Genomic DNA, 17,716 nt, shown 5'->3' with positions numbered 1-17,716 from the left:
CGGACCGCCCCGCGGGACTCGGGGAGCAGCAGAGAGACCCGAGAGGTTCAGTCATGCGATACGGCCACTTCGATGACGACGCGCGCGAGTACGTCATCACGACGCCCCACACCCCGTACCCCTGGATCAACTACCTGGGCTCCGAGCAGTTCTTCTCGCTGCTGTCCCACCAGTCCGGCGGCTACTCGTTCTACCGCGACGCCAAGATGCGGCGGCTGACGCGCTACCGGTACAACAACATCCCGGCCGACGCCGGCGGGCGGTACTTCTACATCAACGACGGCGGGGACGTGTGGACGCCGTCGTGGATGCCGGTCAAGGCCGAGCTCGACCACTTCGAGTGCCGGCACGGCCTGGGCTACTCGCGGATCACCGGCGAGCGCGGCGGCCTGAGCGTCGAGACGCTGTTCTTCGTGCCGCTGGGCGAGAACGCCGAGATCCAGAAGGTCACGCTGACCAACACCTCCGACGCGGTCAAGTCCGTCACCATGTTCTCGTTCGTCGAGTTCTGCCTGTGGAACGCCCAGGACGACCAGACGAACTACCAGCGCAACCTCTCGATCGGCGAGGTCGAGGTCGAGCCGTTCAACGGCACCAGCAGCGCGATCTACCACAAGACCGAGTACCGCGAGCGCCGCGACCACTACGCCGTCTACGCCGTCAACGCCCAGGCGGCCGGCTTCGACACCGACCGCGACACGTTCGTCGGGGCGTACAACTCACTCGGCGAGGCGGCCGTCCCGTTCGCCGGGAAGTCGGCCGACTCGGTGGCCAGCGGCTGGTACCCGATCGGCTCGCACAGCCTCGAGATCACCCTCGAGCCCGGCGCGTCCACGAGCTACACCTTCGTGCTCGGGTACATCGAGAACCCGGTCGAGGAGAAGTGGGCCCCGGCCGACGAGGCCGCCGGCATCAAGCCCCTGCAGGTCATCAACAAGACCCGCGCGCACGAGCTGCTCGCCCGGTTCGCCACCACGGAGCAGACCGACGCCGCGTTCGACGCGCTGGTCGCGCACTGGACCGAGCTGCTCTCGGGCTACTCCGTGGACAGCGGCGACGACAAGCTCGACCGGATGGTCAACATCTGGAACCAGTACCAGTGCATGGTCACGTTCAACATGTCCCGGTCGGCGTCGTACTTCGAGACCGGCATCGGGCGCGGGATGGGCTTCCGCGACTCCAACCAGGACCTGCTCGGCTTCGTGCACCTCATCCCCGAGCGCGCCCGCGAGCGCATCCTCGACATCGCCGCCACGCAGTTCCCCGACGGGTCGGCGTACCACCAGTACCAGCCGCTGACCAAGCGCGGCAACGACGACATCGGCTCGGGCTTCAACGACGACCCGCTGTGGCTCATCCTCGGCGTCGCGGCCTACCTCAAGGAGACCGGCGACTTCGGGATCCTTGACGAGCTCGTGCCGTTCGACAACGACGAGTCCCTCGCCGCCCCGCTCTTCGAGCACCTGACCCGCTCGTTCACGTTCACGGTGAACAACCTCGGCCCGCACGGTCTGCCCCTGATCGGCCGCGCGGACTGGAACGACTGCCTGAACCTCAACTGCTTCTCGACGACGCCTGGCGAGTCGTTCCAGACCACCGAGAACCAGTCCGGCGGGGTGGCCGAGTCGGTCTTCATCGCCGCGATGTTCGTGCACATCGGCCCGGAGTACGCCGAGCTCGCCGAGCGGCGCGGCATGCCCGACGTCGCCGAGGCGGCCCGGGCGGCCATCGCGCAGGTGCGCGCGGCGACGCTCACGCACGGGTGGGACGGCGAGTGGTTCCTGCGCGCTTACGACTTCTACGGTAACAAGATCGGCACCGACGACAAGCCCGAGGGCAAGATCTGGATCGAGCCGCAGGGCTTCGCGGTCATGGCCGGCATCGGCACCGAGGTCCCGGCCGACGGCGGCCCGAGCGTCGCCGAGCGCGCGCTGGAGTCCGTCAGCACGATGCTCGGCACCGACCATGGCCTGGTGCTGCAGTACCCCGCCTACCAGAGCTACCAGATCGAGCTCGGCGAGGTCTCGACCTACCCGCCCGGCTACAAGGAGAACGGTGGCATCTTCTGCCACAACAACCCCTGGGTGATCATCGGCGAGACCGTGGTGGGCAACGGCGCGCGCGCGTTCGACTACTACAAGCGCATCGCCCCGGCGTACCGCGAGGACATCAGCGAGGTGCACAAGCTCGAGCCGTACGTGTACGCGCAGATGATCGCGGGCAAGGAGGCCAGCCGGCACGGCGAGGCGAAGAACTCCTGGCTCACCGGCACGGCGGCGTGGAACTTCGTCGCGATCAGCCAGCACCTGCTGGGCGTGCGTGCGGACTACGACGGCCTGGTCGTCGACCCGTGCATCGGACCGGACGTGCCGGAGTTCACGGTGCGCCGCCGGGCGCGCGGCGCGATGTACGTCATCACCGTCCACAACGGCGGTGGGAAGGGCGCGACGCTCACCGTCGACGGCGTCGTGATCGAGGGGAACACCATCCCCTACGCGCCCGCCGGATCGACCGTGACGGTCGAGGTCACCGTCGCGGCCTGAGCCGCCCGCACCCGACGAAGGGGCCCGTGCACCGGAGGAATCCGGGGCACGGGCCCCTCATGCGTCGACCCACCGCGCCGACAATCCGGCCCTGGGAGACCTTGCCCGCGAACAAGACCCAGCAATACGGTAAAAGCCGGGCATCCGCGCGATGCCCCGACAGCCCCCGTGCTTCTTCACAACGGCGTGAAAGGCTCCCCATGGCCGGGCCCGTCCGTACGTATGCCGACGCCGTTGCCGCGGTGCTCGGCGGCCCCGGGAACCCCGACGTCGCCGCCCTGCTCGCGGCCGCCGACGGCCTCGATGCGGCCCTGGCCGCACCGGCCACCCTCGACCAGGCGGTCGCCGCGTGGCGGGCGGCCGCCGACGCGTTGCGCGACCGGCTCGTCGCATTCCTCCTCGCGCAGGTGCCCGTCCCCGGCCTGCCCGAGCTCGGCGCCGGCCAGGGGTGGACCGGCCCGGAGGGCGTGCGGCTCGACGTCGCGTTCGGACCGCTCGGCCTGCACGTCGCCTCCCCCACCCTGCGCGTACCCGACCCGCGCGCCCCCGTGGCGCCGCAGATCGTCATCGGCCCGCTGCCCCCGAACTCCCTGAGCGCCCACCTGGACGCCGGCCCCGTGGTCGGCGACGGCTCCCTCGAGGTGCTGCCCGACGGCGTCCACGGCGCGCTCGCGCTGCACCTGGGAGCGATCGAGGTCGCCGCGCTGGCCAGCCTGCGCCGGGTCGGGTCCGACCCGTCGTTCGCGGCCGTGTTCGCGGCGGGGTTCACCCCCGGGATCCAGCTGGGCTTCGGCTTCCAGCTGTCCCGGATCGGCGGCGTGGTCGGCATCAACCGGTCGGTGGACGTGCCCGCGCTCGCCGCGAAGCTCCGCGACGGCAGCGCCGGCGAGGCGCTGTTCCCGCTCGACGCGGGCGACAGCGCGCGCCGGGCGCTCGCGACGCTGGAGACGATCCTCGTGCCGCACGCCGGCACCTCGGTCGCCGGCCCGACCCTGCGGCTGTCCTGGCTGGAGATCGCCGGACAGGGCTTCGCCTCGCTCGACCTCGCGGTCCTGATCGAGCTACCGGGTCCGCAGCGGATCGTCATCGTCGGGATCGCGCGCGCCGGGATCCCGCCGGTGCTCAAGCTGCGGGTCGACGTCGTCGGCGTCATCGACTTCGTCCAGGAGCTGCTGAGCGTCGACGCGAGCCTGGTCGACAGCGGGCTGCTCGACATCTTCACGATCTACGGCGACCTCGCGTTCCGGCAGAGCTGGGGATCGGCCGCGTACACCGTGCTGTCGGTCGGCGGCTTCTACCCCGGCTTCCGGCCCGAGCCCGCGAACATCCCCCCGCTGCGCCGGCTCGGCTTCCACCTCGACCTGCCCGTGCCGGGCATCGACGTGCGCGCCGAGGGGTACCTCGCGGTCACGTCGAACACCGTCCAGCTCGGCGGCTATTTCGAGGCGGGGATCGACGCCGCCGGGTGCGGGGCGCACGGGTTCCTCGGGGTGGACGCGATCGTCCAGTTCACGCCGTTCCACGTGCACGCGGAGGTCACGGCCGGGTTCGAGGTCGAGGTGTTCGGCCTGACGTTCGGCGGCATCCGGCTCGACGGGACCCTCGACGGCCCCGGGCCGGTGACGATCTCCGGCCGGCTCACCGTGGAGACGTTCCTGCACGACTTCCACTTCCACGAGACGTTCACCTTCGGTGCCAGCTCCGGTCCCCCGGCCCTGCCGCCGACCCGCGCCGCAGAGGTGCTGGCCCGCGAGGAGGTGCGGCCCGAGACGCTGACCGCCGTCGGCGGCCCCGATCGGGACGTGGTGCTCGCCCCGCTCCCGGTGCCACCCCGGCTCGCCCTCGTCCTGCCGCGCGGCGGGGTGCAGTGGCGGCAGCTGCGGGTCCCGCTCACCATCCCGATCGACCGGCTCGACGGCGCCCCGCTCGGCGGCGCGCAGCAGGTCACCGCCTCCGTGCCGCAGCAGACGTCCGAGCCGTCCGACCTGTTCGCACCCGGATCGTTCATCACCCTCAGCCAGGCGGAGGCGCTCAACCGCCCGGCGTTCGAGCAGCTCCCCGCGGGCGTCGTGTCCGCGGGCGGCCCGGACCTGACCGGGACCGCGCGCCCGCAATCGGCGAAGCCCCAGGTGTTCCGCAAGGTGCGCGGCGAGGGCTGGCTCGCGCTCGGGCTGGGCGGCATCGCCCTGGAGCTGCCGGGCATCCTGCTCGCGATGGTCGCCGCGCGCGACGCCACGCCGGTCCTCGCCACGACCGCGCCGCTGGTCACGGTCGCCGCCGAGACCTGGGTCGCCACGTCCGACGGCGCGACGTTCGCCAGCGCGACCGGCGCCCACCAGGCCGCTCGGGTCAGCGCCGACCCGGCCGCGTTCGCGCTCAGCGCGGCCGACCTCGCCACGCCGATCGTTCTCGTGGGGGTCTGATGAACAACTTCGTCGCCTGGCAGCGGCCCGCGGTCTACGCCCTGACCACCCAGCCCCCGGCCACGGCCCGCCTCGCCGCGGACCTGCCCATCACCCTGCACGACGGCGGTCCGGACGTGTCCGCCTCGGCGTCATTCCTGCTCGCCGGGCCGGGGGACGTCGCGAACCTCGCCGCGGGGCAGATCATCGGGCGTCGCCCGCACCCGGGCACCGTCGACGCCGAGGCGACGATGATGGCGCACGTCGAGCTCGCGGCGCCCGACCTGCCCTGGCGCTACTCGCCGCAGCCGCACGCCGCCGGGCTGGTCGCGGTGCGGCCGTGGCTGATCCTCGTGGTCGGCACACCGGCCGAGGTCATCCCGCTCCCGGACGGCCGGGTCCAGCTCACCGGGGCCGCGCTGTTCGCGGCCCACCCGCTGGCCGCGGCGCACCGGTGGGCGCACGTGCACACCGTCGCGGGCCGGTCGTTCGCCCGGATCATCTGCCCGCGCGCGCTCACGACCGGACAGGAGTACGTCGCCGCGCTCGTGCCCGGCTGGCAGGCGAACCTGGCGGCCGACGGCTCGAGCACGCTCGCGGACTCCTGGGCGGACGGCACCGCGCGCGTCGCGCTCCCCTGCTTCGACCGGTGGACCTTCCGCACCACCGTGGACCCGGGCGACTTCGCGACCCTCGCGCAGCGGCTCGAGCCGCTCACCGGAGCCGACCGGCAGCTGCTGGCCGAGCGCCAGTTCGGGCGCGCCCAGGTCGCCGTCGGCCCCGTGCCAGGCACGACCCTCGCGACCGGCGCCGCCCTGACCGTCGTGCCCGAGCCGGGCGACCCGCCCGTGACCGACCCGCTGCCCCCGGCGGTCGGCGACGCCATCGCGGGACTGGCGGGCGAGATCGCCGTCGGGCAGCGGTGGGTGCTGACCGTGCCGCGATACGACGTGCCGTGGCACCCCGGCCCGGTGGACGGCGCGGACTGGCAGTGGCCCCCACCCGGGGACGACGTCGTGCCGGACGGCTGGCGCCGCCAGCTGCGGGCCGATCCGCGGCACCGCGGCGAGGCCGGGCTCGGGGCGTGGATCGCGATCGCCTGGCAGGACCGGATCGCCGCGGGGGCGACGCGGCAGGCGGCGGCCGTCGCCGCGGCCGCCCAGCGGATCCGGCACCTCACCCTCGGCCTGCGCGCGAGCGGGACGCTGTGGGACCGGCGGCTGCCGGGCGACCCGGTCGCCCGGCTCGCCACACTCTCCCCGCTGCTCGGCCGGATGCCGGTCGACATCGGCGGCAGCGCGCTGGGCGCGATCGCCGGCCGCACCCCGGCGCTGGCCCCCGCGCTGTTCAGCAGCGCGGCGCGGCGCACGCTGCGTCGCCGCGGGCCGCTCGCGCGGGTCGCCGCGCCCGGCGCCACGTCGCTGCCGGGCCTGATCGCCGCGGCGAACACCTGCCCCGCGCCGCAGCGGGTGCCGGACGGCCAGTCCCGGATCGCCGAGGCGGTCGCTGACCCGGCCCAGGCGGAAGCGATCAACGCCGACGTGCGCCGCGGCGCGTTCGCGGTCCTCGCGGACCTGGACGGCAACCAGGACCAGGCCGAGCGGCTCGCGGGCTCGCTCGCCGCGGACCCCGCCGTCGTGGACGACCTCCTCGATGCGGTGCGCGAGCGCCGGCCGCGCGTGCCGTGCTCGCCGCTGCCGGACCTGCCGGGGTTCGCCGGCTCGATCGCCGCGGGGGTCGACCCCACCGGGCCTCGACCGGTCGCCGTCGAGCGGGTGCTCGGCACGATCACCGGTCTGCGCCCGCCGCTGCTCGCCGAGCCCGACGTGGCCCCCGAGATCGACCTGCCCTTGTGGCGGTTCCTCGCCGACAACGCCCCCGACTGGCTGCTGCCGGGCGCCGGGGACATCCCGGCCGACCGCGTGCTCGCCGTCCAGACCAACCCGCCGTTCGTGGACGCGGTCCTGGTCGGCGCGAACGTGCAGACGCTCGGTGAGCTGCGCTGGCGCAACCTGCCGATCACGACCCGCTGGACGCCGCTGCGCCGCTTCTGGCAACGCATCTCGATCGCCGACGACGCCGTCGCCACGGACATCCGGCCGATCGTCGCCCTCGCCGACGACACCGACCTCTGGCCGGACGCCTCGGAGCTGGGCGACCTCACACACCTGGCCGACCCGACGCACGGCGCGAACCTCGTCGTGGTGCTGCACACCGAGCTGTTCCGGCGCTACCCGGCCACGCAGGTCTACCTGGTGGCGAACCCGGGTGGCGCCGGGACCTGGGGGGCCGTGCCCGAGGTCGACAACCCCGCGCTGCATCGCGACTACCCCTCCTTCAGCGGCACGCTCACCCCGGACCTGGTGTTCTTCGGGTTCGGGGTCCCGCCTGCGGCGGGTGCGGACCACTGGTTGGTGCTCGAGGAGCCGCCGCCGGGCTACCGGTTCCGGTTCCCGGCCGCGGACGCGTCGCCCGAGGGGGCGAGCTTCGCGGAGCACACCTTCGCCGAGCCGGTGCGCGTGTTCCTGGGGAACCTGCTGTGACGGCGCGAGCGTCTCATGACCGGGAAGCTGCGATGACACGGGGGCTGCGATGACCAGGTGGCGCGACGAGCGGCAGACCGCGCGCGACGCCCGCGCGGCCGGACTCGCCCGGGCGGCCGCCGTCGGCGCCGAGCTGGCCACGCTGCCCGGCTGGCTGCTGGTCGGCGACCCGGACCGGCTGGCCGACACCGGGCTGAGGGCGCAGGCCCACCGCGGCACCGACCTGCGCGCGGAGCTGGCCGAGATCCACCGCGGCGTGGCCGCGCTCGACGCTGAGCTGGACGCGCTGGACGGCGAGCGGACCCAGGAGATCTTCCTGTTCCTCGAGTGGTGCCGGTGGCTCGAGGGCCTGACCGACGCCCAGGACGTGCTGGACCAGCTCGTCCCGGACCCCCGGCGCCTGTTCCTCGGCGCCCAGCCGCGCCTGACCCTGGCCACGGCCCAGCGCATGCTCGACGTCATCGCCGCCAACGGCGGACGCGTCGGTGACGGTCAGACGTTCGTCGAGGCGGCCGCGCTCGCCGACGACGACGTCTTCGACCTCGACCAGACCGGCCGCGTGCGCCTCGACCCGCTCGCGGCGGACCACCTGGTCGGCGTGCTGCTGCCGATGCGGCTCGAGACCCGCTACCGCCGGCCCGAGGCGGCGGGCGACCCGTGGCGGCTGCGCGTCCGCGTGCACCCCGACCCCGTCGCCCTGGCCCGGCCCCCGCTGCCCGCGTCCCGGCAGGAGGCCGAGCGCGTGGCGGACTGCTGGACGTACGCCGCCGGCGACCTCACCTCCGACGCCGGCGCCGCGGCCTTCACCTCGCTCGCCGGAGCCGTCGGCGGCGCCCGCGCGGCGTACCTGCTGCGCAGCGTCCCGGTCGTGGCCACGGACGCGGGCTTCGCGCCGGCCGCGGCGGCCGACGACGACCAGGGAGGGCGGGCCGCCCCCTACCGGGCCGCGCTGCCGGACGTCCTGACGTTGTGGGGCGATGCGGGCGCGGGGCTGCGCCGGCTCGGCGAGGTGCACCCGGATCTCGTCGAGATCGCTGCGCAGGCCGATCTCGGCACCGCCCTGGCCGACCTGCGCCCGGACGAGCTGCCCGAGCTGTGGTGGACCTCGTACGCGGCGGCGGTCCGGGTCGGTCTGGCCGTCGAGGTCGAGCTGCCGGACGGCCCGCACCTCGACGTGCTGCTCGTGACCGGCCTCGCGGAACTCGATGCTCGCACCGTCTTCGAGGCGCACGCCGAGCTCGGCAGCCTCGGCCTCGTCGCCCCCATGACCCCGACGAACACCGTCGCGGGGCAGCCCACCGCCGACGTCGGCCGGGATCCGGCCCGGTGGCTCGCGATCGCGCGGGCGGCCGGCAGCGGCACGGCCGGCGGGCTCGCGGGGGTGCTGACGACCGACCCGCTGCTCGACGGCGTCGGGGACGTCGACACCGCGCTGCTCGACGTCGTCCCGCACCTGGTCACCGCGCTGTGGCCGGTGCTCTGGCAGCGATGGCTCAAGGACGTGGAGAACGCCGCCGAGATCTACCAGATGGGCGACTGGGCGGCCCGGGTGCTCGCCCCGCTCGGCACGTGGCCCGCCCTACGGGTCGGCGACGTGCCGTACGGGGTGCTCCCCGCCGTCGACCTCGCCGCGTGGCGGCCCGCGCTGCACGACGCCGTCTGGGAGGAGGGGGTCACCGTCCTGCTCGGGCAGGTGGCGCCGGACTGGTCCACGGCGGCTGCCCGCGGCGGGACCGCGGTGGGCGCCGACGCCGACGCCCTGCTCGACGTCATCGGCCGCGTGCCCACCAGCCGGGAGGTCGGCTCCCGCGCCCTCCTGCCGCTCGAGGTCGTGGCCGTGCTGGACGCGATCATCAACGGGGTCCCGGCACCGGACACGCTCGCCGCGTGGGAGGCGATGGCCGCGGCCGCCCTCGCGGTCGAACCCGCACCGGCGCGCCGCTACCAGGGGTTCGGCTACGCGCAGCCGGCGGTGCGCGGCGGCGAGAACCTGCGCGAGCTCCTCGAGACGTACCTGCGCACGTCCTGGGAGGAGCTCGCCTTCAACGGACGGGAGGAGGAGGATCGGCCGCCCCTGCTCGCGCGGCTGCTCCGGCACTCCCTGCTCCTCACCCAGGCGGAGGTGTCGCGCCTCGGCGAGAGCTGGGCGAGCTGGACCCACCAGTACCTTCCCCCGCTCGACGACGCCCGTCGGCTCGCCGACGACGCCGCCCAGGGCCGCCGGGTGTCGGACCTGCCGCAGTACGCCCTGGACCGGCTCGCCGAGCAGTTCCCCCCGGACCCGAACGCGGCGGCGATCGCGCGCCAGTTCCTTGACGTGCGCGACGCCGTCCGTGAGCTCGCCGCCCGCGACGCGGCCCTGCTCGACGGCGGCCCGCTCGCGCCCGCGGTCGCCGCCGTGATCGACACCTCCAGCCACCGGATCGACCCGTGGGTGACGGCGGTCGGCACGCGGCGGCTGCGCCGGCTGATCGCCCGGGACGTGCCGCGCCGGATCGGCGCCTACGGCTGGGTGGACGACCTCGATCCCGCCGTCGACCCCACGCCGCCCACCTCCGCCGGGCTGCTGCACGCCCCCGGCAACGCCCAGGCCCTGACCGCAGCCGTCCTGCGCGACCACGTCCACGACGACGACCCCCGCTGGCAGCTCACCATCCGCTCCGACCTGGCCCGGCTCGCGGCCCGGCTCGGCGGCGACGTCCGGCTCGGGATCCACCTCAGCGAGGCGCTGGGCCGCGAGATCGAGCGGCGGGCCGGCGACCCCGGCGCCGTGCTCGACCTGCGCCGCCGGTTCCCGGCCCGCCCGGAGTGGGCCGGGCGCCGTGTGTGCGACGGCCAGCAGGTGCTCGACGCCGTCCCCGCGACCCTGCCCGCGAGCGTCGGCGACCTCACCGACCTGCGCCAGGTCCTGGACACCTACGGCGACCTGCTGGTGGCCGACGCCGTCCACGACGTCGTGTCGGGCCGCGCGGCCGCCGCGGCCGAGTCGATGGAGGCTGCGGCCGGGCTCGGTGCCCCGCCGGAGCTGCGGGTGCTGCGCACGCAGCGGCAGGGGTTCTCCGTCCGCACGACCGTCCTGGTCGCGCTGCCGATCGGCGCCGCGGACCCGGCGTCACCGGTCACGGTCGCGGACCCCGCCCTGAGCGCGCTGCTGGTAGCCGAGACCGGGCCGGCGTCGGCCTGGACGTGGACGCGGGCTGCGCCCGATGTTGGTCTGCCCGACGGCGGCCCCGCCGCGGTGAGCCTGGTCGATCTCGGCCTGGACGTGCCCGACGTCGTGCTGCTGCCGCAGGCCCGCCTGGACGCCCTGGCCGCGACCGCGCTCGGCGGCCCGGCCGACGGTGGGACGGCGGGCGGCCGCCGCGTGGCCCTGGACCGGTTGTGCTCGCTGCTCGACCTCCAGCGCGGGCTGCCCGACGTGGTCGGCGACCCCGCCGCCGGCGAGACCGAGCTGCGGGACCGGCTCGCGACCCTGCGGCTCGCCGCCGCCGACGTGCTGGCGGGGCTCACCGCGGACCCGCCCATCGCGGCACCTGCCCGCCGGTGGGGCCTGGTCGACGACGACGCCGCCGTCGTGCTGGCCGCCCGGCTCGCGGCCGCGGGCAGCGCCGACTCCGACGCCACGGCCGACGCCGCGACGCTGGGCGAGCGGCTGCGCGCGCTGCTCGCGCCGACGTCGGGCCTGCCGCTGGTGTGCACCGGGACCCTCCCCGCCGTGCTGCCCGGGCCGGACCTGGACCGGGACTGGCTCGAGGTGGTCGCGGCGGTGCGACCCGCCGTCGCGCGGCTGGAGGCGCACCAGCTGCTCGCGCCCTGGGCGGCGGCCGCGACCGACCCGGCCCGGCTGTGGACGGTCCCGGGGCCGTCGCAGCGGGACGTCGTCGTGTACGGCCCGGCCGCAGCGCTCGCAGGGGCCGCAGCGCCGGTCGGGATCGCGCTGCTCGACGACTGGGCGGAGACCGTCCCGAGCCCCAAGCACACGACCCATGCGGCGTTCGGGTTCGACGCCCCCCGGGCACGCGCGCCGCAAGCCGTGCTGCTCGCGCTCCCCCCGGACGAGCGCACGCCGCTCACCGCCGACGCGCTGCCGTCCCTGGTGCTGTCCACCCGTGACCTGGCTCGGGCGCGGATGGCGCAGCCGGACCAGCTGGGCGCGTGGGCCCTGGCCGTCCCGACGTCGATGGTGCTCGCCAGCGGCCCGGCGGGCACCGACCTGAGGGAGCGGTCATGACCTGGGAGCACTTCCGCCGGCTCGAGCCGGTGCCGCCGTACACCGACCTGCAGCGGGGCTTTGCCGCGGAGGTTGCCGACCCCCTGTGGCTGCTCGGGCGGCAGTGGCAGGTCGGCGAGCATGCCGGCGAGGACGCGTCGTCGCCGGTGCTGGTCGAGATGCAGGTCGCGCACACCCCGCTGGAGCCGGTGGCCGGGCTGGACCCGACCGTCGTGCCCGCGGAGGCGCTGCTCGAGGGGTCCGCGGACGACTGGTGGACGATCGGGCGCCGGGTCCGCGTGGGCCGGGCGGTCGCCGCCGGGCTGACGGGCGAGCAGCGCGCGGCAGCCGCGTTCGGCCCGCTTCCCGACCCGTACGGCGACACGCTGGTCGGCCTCGTCGACGGGCTGGCGGCCCACCGGCTGGGCCTCGTGCCGGTCGGGGACCCCGCGGTCGCCGGGCTCACGCAGCGGCCGGACTTCTGGCAGGCCGAGACGCTGACGTACGAGGCCGAGGTGCCCGTCGGCGGCACGGCCCTGACCATCGCCGGGCACGACGGCGGCGACGTGGACTGGTACACCGCCGACGCCGCCGGCCCGCTGCCCGCCCCCGCGTTCGCGGTGCGGCAGGTGATCCCGTCCCGGCTGCAGTACCCCGGCGCACCCGCGCCCCGGTGGTGGCAGCTGGAGGACTCGGCCGTAGACATCGGCGGGTTCCCGCCCGATCGGGCCCACCTCGCCACGGCGCTGCTGATCGAGCTGATCGCCGACCACGCCAACGACTGGTTCACCGTGCCCGTGCCGTCCCCCGCCCCCGCGCAAGGGGACGGAGCCGTCCCGCCGAGCTCGGGCGTCGTCGTCAGCCTGGCCGGGCTGCGCGTGAAGGACGGGTTCGACGACTGGTGGGACCTGTCGATCCCGCCCGGCGACGAGGATCCCCCGGCCGGCCCCGACGAGGCGAACGGCCCGTGGTCCCTGTTCCGGACCCGGGGCCTGGACCGGTCCTCGCTCGTGGTGTGGCCGGCGGCGACCACGCCCCTGTCGGGGCCAGCGATCGACGACGTGCTGCTCGGCGTGGACGAGGACGCCAACGTGCTGTGGGCCGTCGAGCTGCGCGCCGACGGGCTCGACCTCGCGTTCTCGGCCGACGCGACGGCGGCCCTGCTCGAGACCCGCCGCACCGGCACCCGGCAGTTCACCTATCAGCCGTCGACCACGCTGCCCGAGCACTGGCACCCGTACCGGATCGAGACCCGCGCGGCGCCGGCGCGACGGGTGTTTGTCCAGGGTCTGGTCGCCGACCTTGGCCAGAGCCCACCGGTCCCGCGGGCGGGGGCCCGCTCGGAGCTGATCGGGGCAGGTCAGGGGCACGAGCTGGCCGCGAGCGCGGTGCCGAACCAGGGGCTGCGGCTCGAGCGCCGGTTCGCGCTCGCGCGGGGCACCGACGGTCGCGGCGTCCTGTGGCGCCAACGACGCCGGGTCCCGCTGCTGTCCGGACCGGTGTCCCACCTGCGGTTCGATCTGCTGCGGGAGTCTGAGCCGGACTGAGACCGCGCCGGACTGAGACCGCGCCACGGTCCGCCGGGTCAGCCGCCCGATCGCCAGCCGGCCGAGACCGCCAGATCGCCCTGGAAGGTCGTGAGGTCGGACGTGCCGGTGGTGAATGCCCTGGTGGCGGCCTCGATCGCGGTGAGCACCGTGATCGACGCCGCGGCACCATGGGCGAGCGACGGCACGATCGACAGGTGCCCGAACGCCGTCATCGAGGCCTGCTGGTACGCGCTGAAGTCGTCGGGGTTCGCGTCGATCCGGGCGGGGATGGAGCCCTTCGCGCGGTTGAACGCCGTCTGCCCCTCGAGCGAGCTGACGGTCTCGAGCCACGCCTTCGCGCCGTCCGGGTGCGGGGCGCCGACGGGCAAGGTGAAGGAGTCGGCGATGAAGCCGAACTGGTCCGCCGACCCGGGCACCGGGAAGTAGGTGTAGTCCACGCCCGCGACCTTGTCCTGCTCCCCGAACGCGGCCACCGCCCAGTCGCCCATCACGGTGAACGCCGCGGCGCCGTCGATCACCGCTTGCGTCGAATCGGTCCAGTCGAGCGTGTCGCGGTCGGCGTTGGTGTAGCTCATGAGCCGGCCGAAGTCCGCCAGCGCGTGGGTGACGTCCGCCCCGGTCCAGGCGGTGGTGCCGTCCCAGAGCCCGAGATACGCCTGCGCACCGAGATCGGACATCAGGACGGTCTCGAGCAGGTTGACCTGGGTCCAGGTCGTCGCGATCGCGAGCGGCGTCGCGCCAGTGGCCTGGACGGCGTCGAGCGCCGGGAACCACTCGTCGAGGCTGCCGTAAGTCGCGGCCGGGTCGACGCCCGCGGCGCGCAGCACGCTCGGGTTCGCCCAGACCATGTTGGACCGATGGATGTTGGACGGGATCGAGTAGATCTTGCCGTGGTCCTGGAGCAGCCGAAGCAGGTCGGTCGGGAACTTCTTGCGCAGGTCGAACTCGTCGTACAGGGCACTGATGTCCTCGAGCCGGCCCGCCTGGATGTAGTCGGTGAGCTCCTTGCCGGCGTGGGCCTGGAAGGTGTCCGGCGGGTCGTCGGCCCGGAGCCGGGACTCCAGCCGGTCCTTCGCCGCAGACCCGGCACCGCCCGCGACGGCGCCGTTGACGAACGTGGCGTCGGGGTGCTGGGCCTCGAAGACGCCCACGAGGGCGTCGAGGCCGGCCTTCTCGGACCCGGCGGCCCACCACGTGAAGACCTCGACCTCGCCGCCCGCTGCCTCGCCAGGCGCCGTCGTGCCGCTGCCGCACCCGGCAAGTCCCAGTGCGAGGACGGCGAGGGCTGCGACAGCCGCCGTGCGACGCATCATGTCTCCCTCGACATCGTTGACCGGGTTCCCGCGGCGACCTCGCCACCGGGCCGTGCCCGGACTCGTCGCGTCCCACCGACGCTGAATCGTAACGAAAGTACGACCATTCGGCTGCGCGCCGCTCCGATCACCCCGGTTCGCTCCGGCTGATGGCTCACAGCGAGCGAAAAAGTGCCGATGGAGGATCGTGACCGATCGCCCAGGCCGTCGTGCGGGCTCCCGCCTGCTGGCGATCTACGCCGTCGCGAGCCTGGTTCCGGTCGCCCTGCTCGGGGCCATCCTGGTCCAGGACTACCGCGACGCGGGGGTCGAGCGCGGCCGCGACCAGGGTCGCGCCCAGGCGGCCGTCATCGCCGAGATGGCCATCGCCCCGGCGCTCATCGGCCTGGATCTCTCCGAGGGGCTGACTGACGACGAGCGGGCCCGTCTGCGCCGAGCCACCGACCTCTCCGTGTTCAGCGGCTCCGTCTCGCACCTGCGGCTGCGCACCTTCGCCGGTGCGGTCTCGTTCTCGGAGAACGACGGCGGCCTGGGCGTCGTCCCCGCGACGTCCCCGGCCTTCGAGACCGCGGTGGCCGGCGGCACCGATGTCCGCATCGTCGACGACGGCCCTGCGCGGGCCATCCGCGTCCTGCAGCCCGTCCTGTCGGCCTCGACCGGCCGAGCGATCGGCGTGCTCGAGCTCTACCTGCCCTACGACGCGCTCGCGGCCAAGGTGCAGGTCGAGACCAACCGGGCGATCACGCGCCTCGGCCTCGGCCTGGTCGGTCTGTACGGCGTGCTGGCCCTGATCAGCTGGTGGACCACCCGCGCCCTGCGCCGCCACGCCGCCGCGCACGAGCACCAGGCGCTGCACGACCCGCTGACCGGCCTCCCCAACCGCGAGCTGTTCCGGCGCACGGTCGAAGACGCGCTCGCGCGCAGCCGACGCGGCGAGCGGGGTGCTCTGGCCCTGGTGGACCTCGACCACTTCAAGGAGGTCAACGACACGCTCGGCCACCCGGCCGGCGACGAGCTGCTCCGAGTCGTGGGCCGCCGGCTCGTCGAGGCGCTGCGCACGGACGACACCGTCGCGCGCCTGGGCGGTGACGAGTTCGGTCTCGTGCTGCCCCGCAGCGGAGACCGGGCCGAGGCGGTCGCGCTGCTGGCCCGGGTGCGGGCGGAGCTGGCGGCACCGGTGCTGCTGAGCGGCGTCACCCTGGAGATCCAGGCGAGCTTCGGGGTCTGCTTCTACCCCGACGACGCCGTCGCGCTCGAGGGGCTGCTGCAGCACGCGGACGCCGCGATGTACCGGGGAAAGCATGGCCCGATCGGCGTCGTCGCCTACGAGTCCGCACCCGGGGTGCACGTGATCTGAGCGCCCTTAGGCTGTGCGCTCACCGATCGAGGGAGTGCACATGCCCAGCATCGTCAGGGGAGTCATCGCGCGGGCCAAGGGGGCGCCCGTCGAGATCGTCGACGTCGTCGTGCCGGACCCCGGTCCGGGCGAGGCCGTCGTGGTGATCGAGGCGTGCGGGGTCTGCCACACCGACCTGCACTACCGCGAGGGCGGCATCGGCGACGGGTTCCCGTACCTGCTCGGCCACGAGGCCGCCGGCGTGGTCGAGGCGGTCGGCCCCGGCGTCACGTCGGTCGCGCCCGGCGACTTCGTCGTCCTCAACTGGCGCGCGGTGTGCGGCGAGTGCCGGGCGTGCGCCAAGGGCAAGCCGCAGTACTGCTTCAACACGCACAACGCCACCCAGAAGATGACCCTGACGGACGGCACCGAGCTGTCGCCGGCGCTCGGGATCGGGGCGTTCATCGCCAAGACCCTGGTCGCGGCGGGGCAGTGCACCAAGGTCGACCCCGAGGCCGATGCGACCGCCGTCGGGCTCCTCGGCTGCGGCGTGATGGCCGGGTTCGGTGCGGCGGTGAACACCGGCGGCGTCGGGCGCGGCGACTCGGTGGCCGTGATCGGGTGCGGCGGGGTCGGCAACGCCGCGATCGCCGGCGCCGTGCTGGCCGGGGCGACGACGATCGTCGCCGTGGACGTGGACGACCGCAAGCTCGAGTGGGCCACGAAGCTCGGCGCGACCCACACGGTCAACTCCCGGACCACCGACCCGGTCGAGGCGATCCGCGGGCTCACCGGCGGTCACGGCGCCGACGTCGTGATCGACGCCGTCGGGCGTCCGGAGACCTACCGGCAGGCGTTCTTCGCGCGGGACCTCGCCGGCACCGTCGTGCTGGTCGGCGTGCCCGCCCCCGAGGCGGAGGTGACGCTGCCGATGGGCGAGATCTTCGGCCGCGGCGGTGCGCTGAAGTCCTCCTGGTACGGCGACTGCCTGCCCAGCCGGGACTTCCCCCTGCTCGTCGACCTCTACCGCCAGGGCCGGTTCGACCTCGGCGCGTTCGTCTCGGAGACGATCACGCTCGGGGACATCGAGGCAGCGTTCGACAAGATGCGCCGCGGCGAGGTCCTGCGCTCGGTCGTCGTGCTGTGAGCGCGGCGACGCCCGCGGCCGGCCCGACGGCGGTCCGTGTCGACCGGGTGGTCACGTCCGGGACGTTCAGCCTGGACGGCGGCACCTGGGCCGTCGACAACAACGTCTGGGTCGTCGGGGACGACGACGAGTGCCTCATCATCGATGCCGCGCACGACGGTTCCGCGATCCTCGCCGCGGTCGCCGGACGCCGGGTCGTCGCCATCCTGCTCACCCACGGGCACGACGACCACCTCGGCGCCGTGGGCGAGCTCGCGGACGCGACCGGCGCCCCGGCGTACCTGCACCCGGCGGACCGCGTGCTGTGGGACATGGTCCGGTCGGGGGTCCCGGACGGCGAGCTCGCCGACGGGGACGTGTTCACCGCCGGCGGGGTGGACGTCCGCGTGCTGCACACGCCCGGGCACTCCCCCGGCGCGTGCTGCTTCCTCGTGCCCGCGCTCGGGGCGGTCTTCACCGGCGACACGCTGTTCGCCGGGGGGCCGGGCGCCACCGGTCGGTCGTACTCGGACTTCCCGACGATCATCGACTCGATCACCGCGCGCCTGCTCGTGCTCCCGCCCGAGACGGTCGTCCACACCGGGCACGGCGACGACACGACGATCGGGGCCGAGGCCCCGCACCTGGCGGAGTGGATCGCTCGCGGGCACTGACGACGGCCCGATGCGGACC

Annotated in this window: 9 protein-coding genes; 8 read left to right on the top strand and 1 reads right to left on the bottom strand. The window is 74.7% G+C overall.

The annotated features are described in order from the left end of the window. The first annotated feature begins 53 nt into the window (after nucleotides 1-53). From VTA80_RS10855 to VTA80_RS10835, 5 genes are all read left to right on the top strand, one after another. Nucleotides 54-2,543 carry a GH36-type glycosyl hydrolase domain-containing protein gene (locus VTA80_RS10855; RefSeq protein ID WP_407345513.1) on the top strand — a complete coding sequence of 830 codons (2,490 nt, stop codon included), beginning with the start codon at nucleotides 54-56 and terminating at the stop codon, nucleotides 2,541-2,543. 200 nt (nucleotides 2,544-2,743) lie between these two features. Beyond that, on the top strand, nucleotides 2,744-4,966 hold the full coding sequence (locus VTA80_RS10850; protein WP_407345512.1) for a DUF6603 domain-containing protein: 2,223 nt from the start codon (nucleotides 2,744-2,746) through the stop codon (nucleotides 4,964-4,966). Beyond that, a complete protein-coding gene (locus tag VTA80_RS10845) occupies nucleotides 4,966-7,488 on the top strand; it encodes a hypothetical protein (protein WP_407345511.1) in 2,523 nt (840 codons plus the stop codon). The genes VTA80_RS10850 and VTA80_RS10845 overlap by 1 nt, the downstream gene beginning before the upstream one ends. Nucleotides 7,489-7,537: 49 nt before the next feature. After that, complete coding sequence (locus VTA80_RS10840; RefSeq protein ID WP_407345510.1) at nucleotides 7,538-11,719, top strand: hypothetical protein; 4,182 nt, start codon at nucleotides 7,538-7,540, stop codon at nucleotides 11,717-11,719. Next, a complete protein-coding gene (locus VTA80_RS10835) occupies nucleotides 11,716-13,245 on the top strand; it encodes a hypothetical protein (protein ID WP_407345509.1) in 1,530 nt (509 codons plus the stop codon). The genes VTA80_RS10840 and VTA80_RS10835 overlap by 4 nt, the downstream gene beginning before the upstream one ends. A gap of 38 nt (nucleotides 13,246-13,283) precedes the next feature. On the opposite strand, the gene VTA80_RS10830 is transcribed toward VTA80_RS10835, so the two are convergent. Next, on the bottom strand, nucleotides 13,284-14,558 hold the full coding sequence (locus VTA80_RS10830; RefSeq protein ID WP_407345508.1) for an ABC transporter substrate-binding protein: 1,275 nt from the start codon (nucleotides 14,556-14,558) through the stop codon (nucleotides 13,284-13,286). Between the two features lie 190 nt (nucleotides 14,559-14,748). Here VTA80_RS10830 and VTA80_RS10825 point away from each other — a divergent pair, with 190 nt between their 5' ends. From VTA80_RS10825 to VTA80_RS10815, 3 genes are read left to right on the top strand one after another with little or no spacing between them, the layout of a single operon-like run. Beyond that, complete coding sequence (locus VTA80_RS10825; RefSeq protein WP_407345507.1) at nucleotides 14,749-15,918, top strand: diguanylate cyclase domain-containing protein; 1,170 nt, start codon at nucleotides 14,749-14,751, stop codon at nucleotides 15,916-15,918. 40 nt (nucleotides 15,919-15,958) lie between these two features. After that, nucleotides 15,959-17,044 carry an S-(hydroxymethyl)mycothiol dehydrogenase gene (locus VTA80_RS10820; protein ID WP_407345506.1) on the top strand — a complete coding sequence of 362 codons (1,086 nt, stop codon included), beginning with the start codon at nucleotides 15,959-15,961 and terminating at the stop codon, nucleotides 17,042-17,044. Continuing rightward, nucleotides 17,041-17,697 (top strand): MBL fold metallo-hydrolase, encoded by a 657-nt coding sequence (locus tag VTA80_RS10815; protein WP_407345505.1) that lies wholly within the window; start codon nucleotides 17,041-17,043, stop codon nucleotides 17,695-17,697. Before VTA80_RS10820 ends, VTA80_RS10815 begins: the two co-directional genes overlap by 4 nt. Nucleotides 17,698-17,716 lie beyond the last annotated feature (19 nt).

The organism is Pengzhenrongella phosphoraccumulans (assembly GCF_045689905.1).
GTDB lineage: Bacteria > Actinomycetota > Actinomycetes > Actinomycetales > Cellulomonadaceae > Pengzhenrongella > Pengzhenrongella phosphoraccumulans.
The sequence above is the reverse complement of the archived record's forward strand: the minus strand, read 5'-3'. Positions and strand labels throughout refer to the sequence as shown.

Excerpts from the sequence above, each read along its gene's own strand:
- VTA80_RS10840 (WP_407345510.1), top strand. The coding sequence starts at position 7,538 with ATGACCAGGTGGCGCGACGAGCGGCAGACCGCGCGCGACGCCCGCGCG.
- VTA80_RS10820 (WP_407345506.1), top strand. The coding sequence starts at position 15,959 with ATGCCCAGCATCGTCAGGGGAGTCATCGCGCGGGCCAAGGGGGCGCCC.
- VTA80_RS10830 (WP_407345508.1), bottom strand. The coding sequence starts at position 14,558 with ATGCGTCGCACGGCGGCTGTCGCAGCCCTCGCCGTCCTCGCACTGGGA.
- VTA80_RS10845 (WP_407345511.1), top strand. The coding sequence starts at position 4,966 with ATGAACAACTTCGTCGCCTGGCAGCGGCCCGCGGTCTACGCCCTGACC.
- VTA80_RS10835 (WP_407345509.1), top strand. The coding sequence starts at position 11,716 with ATGACCTGGGAGCACTTCCGCCGGCTCGAGCCGGTGCCGCCGTACACC.
- VTA80_RS10855 (WP_407345513.1), top strand. The coding sequence starts at position 54 with ATGCGATACGGCCACTTCGATGACGACGCGCGCGAGTACGTCATCACG.
- VTA80_RS10850 (WP_407345512.1), top strand. The coding sequence starts at position 2,744 with ATGGCCGGGCCCGTCCGTACGTATGCCGACGCCGTTGCCGCGGTGCTC.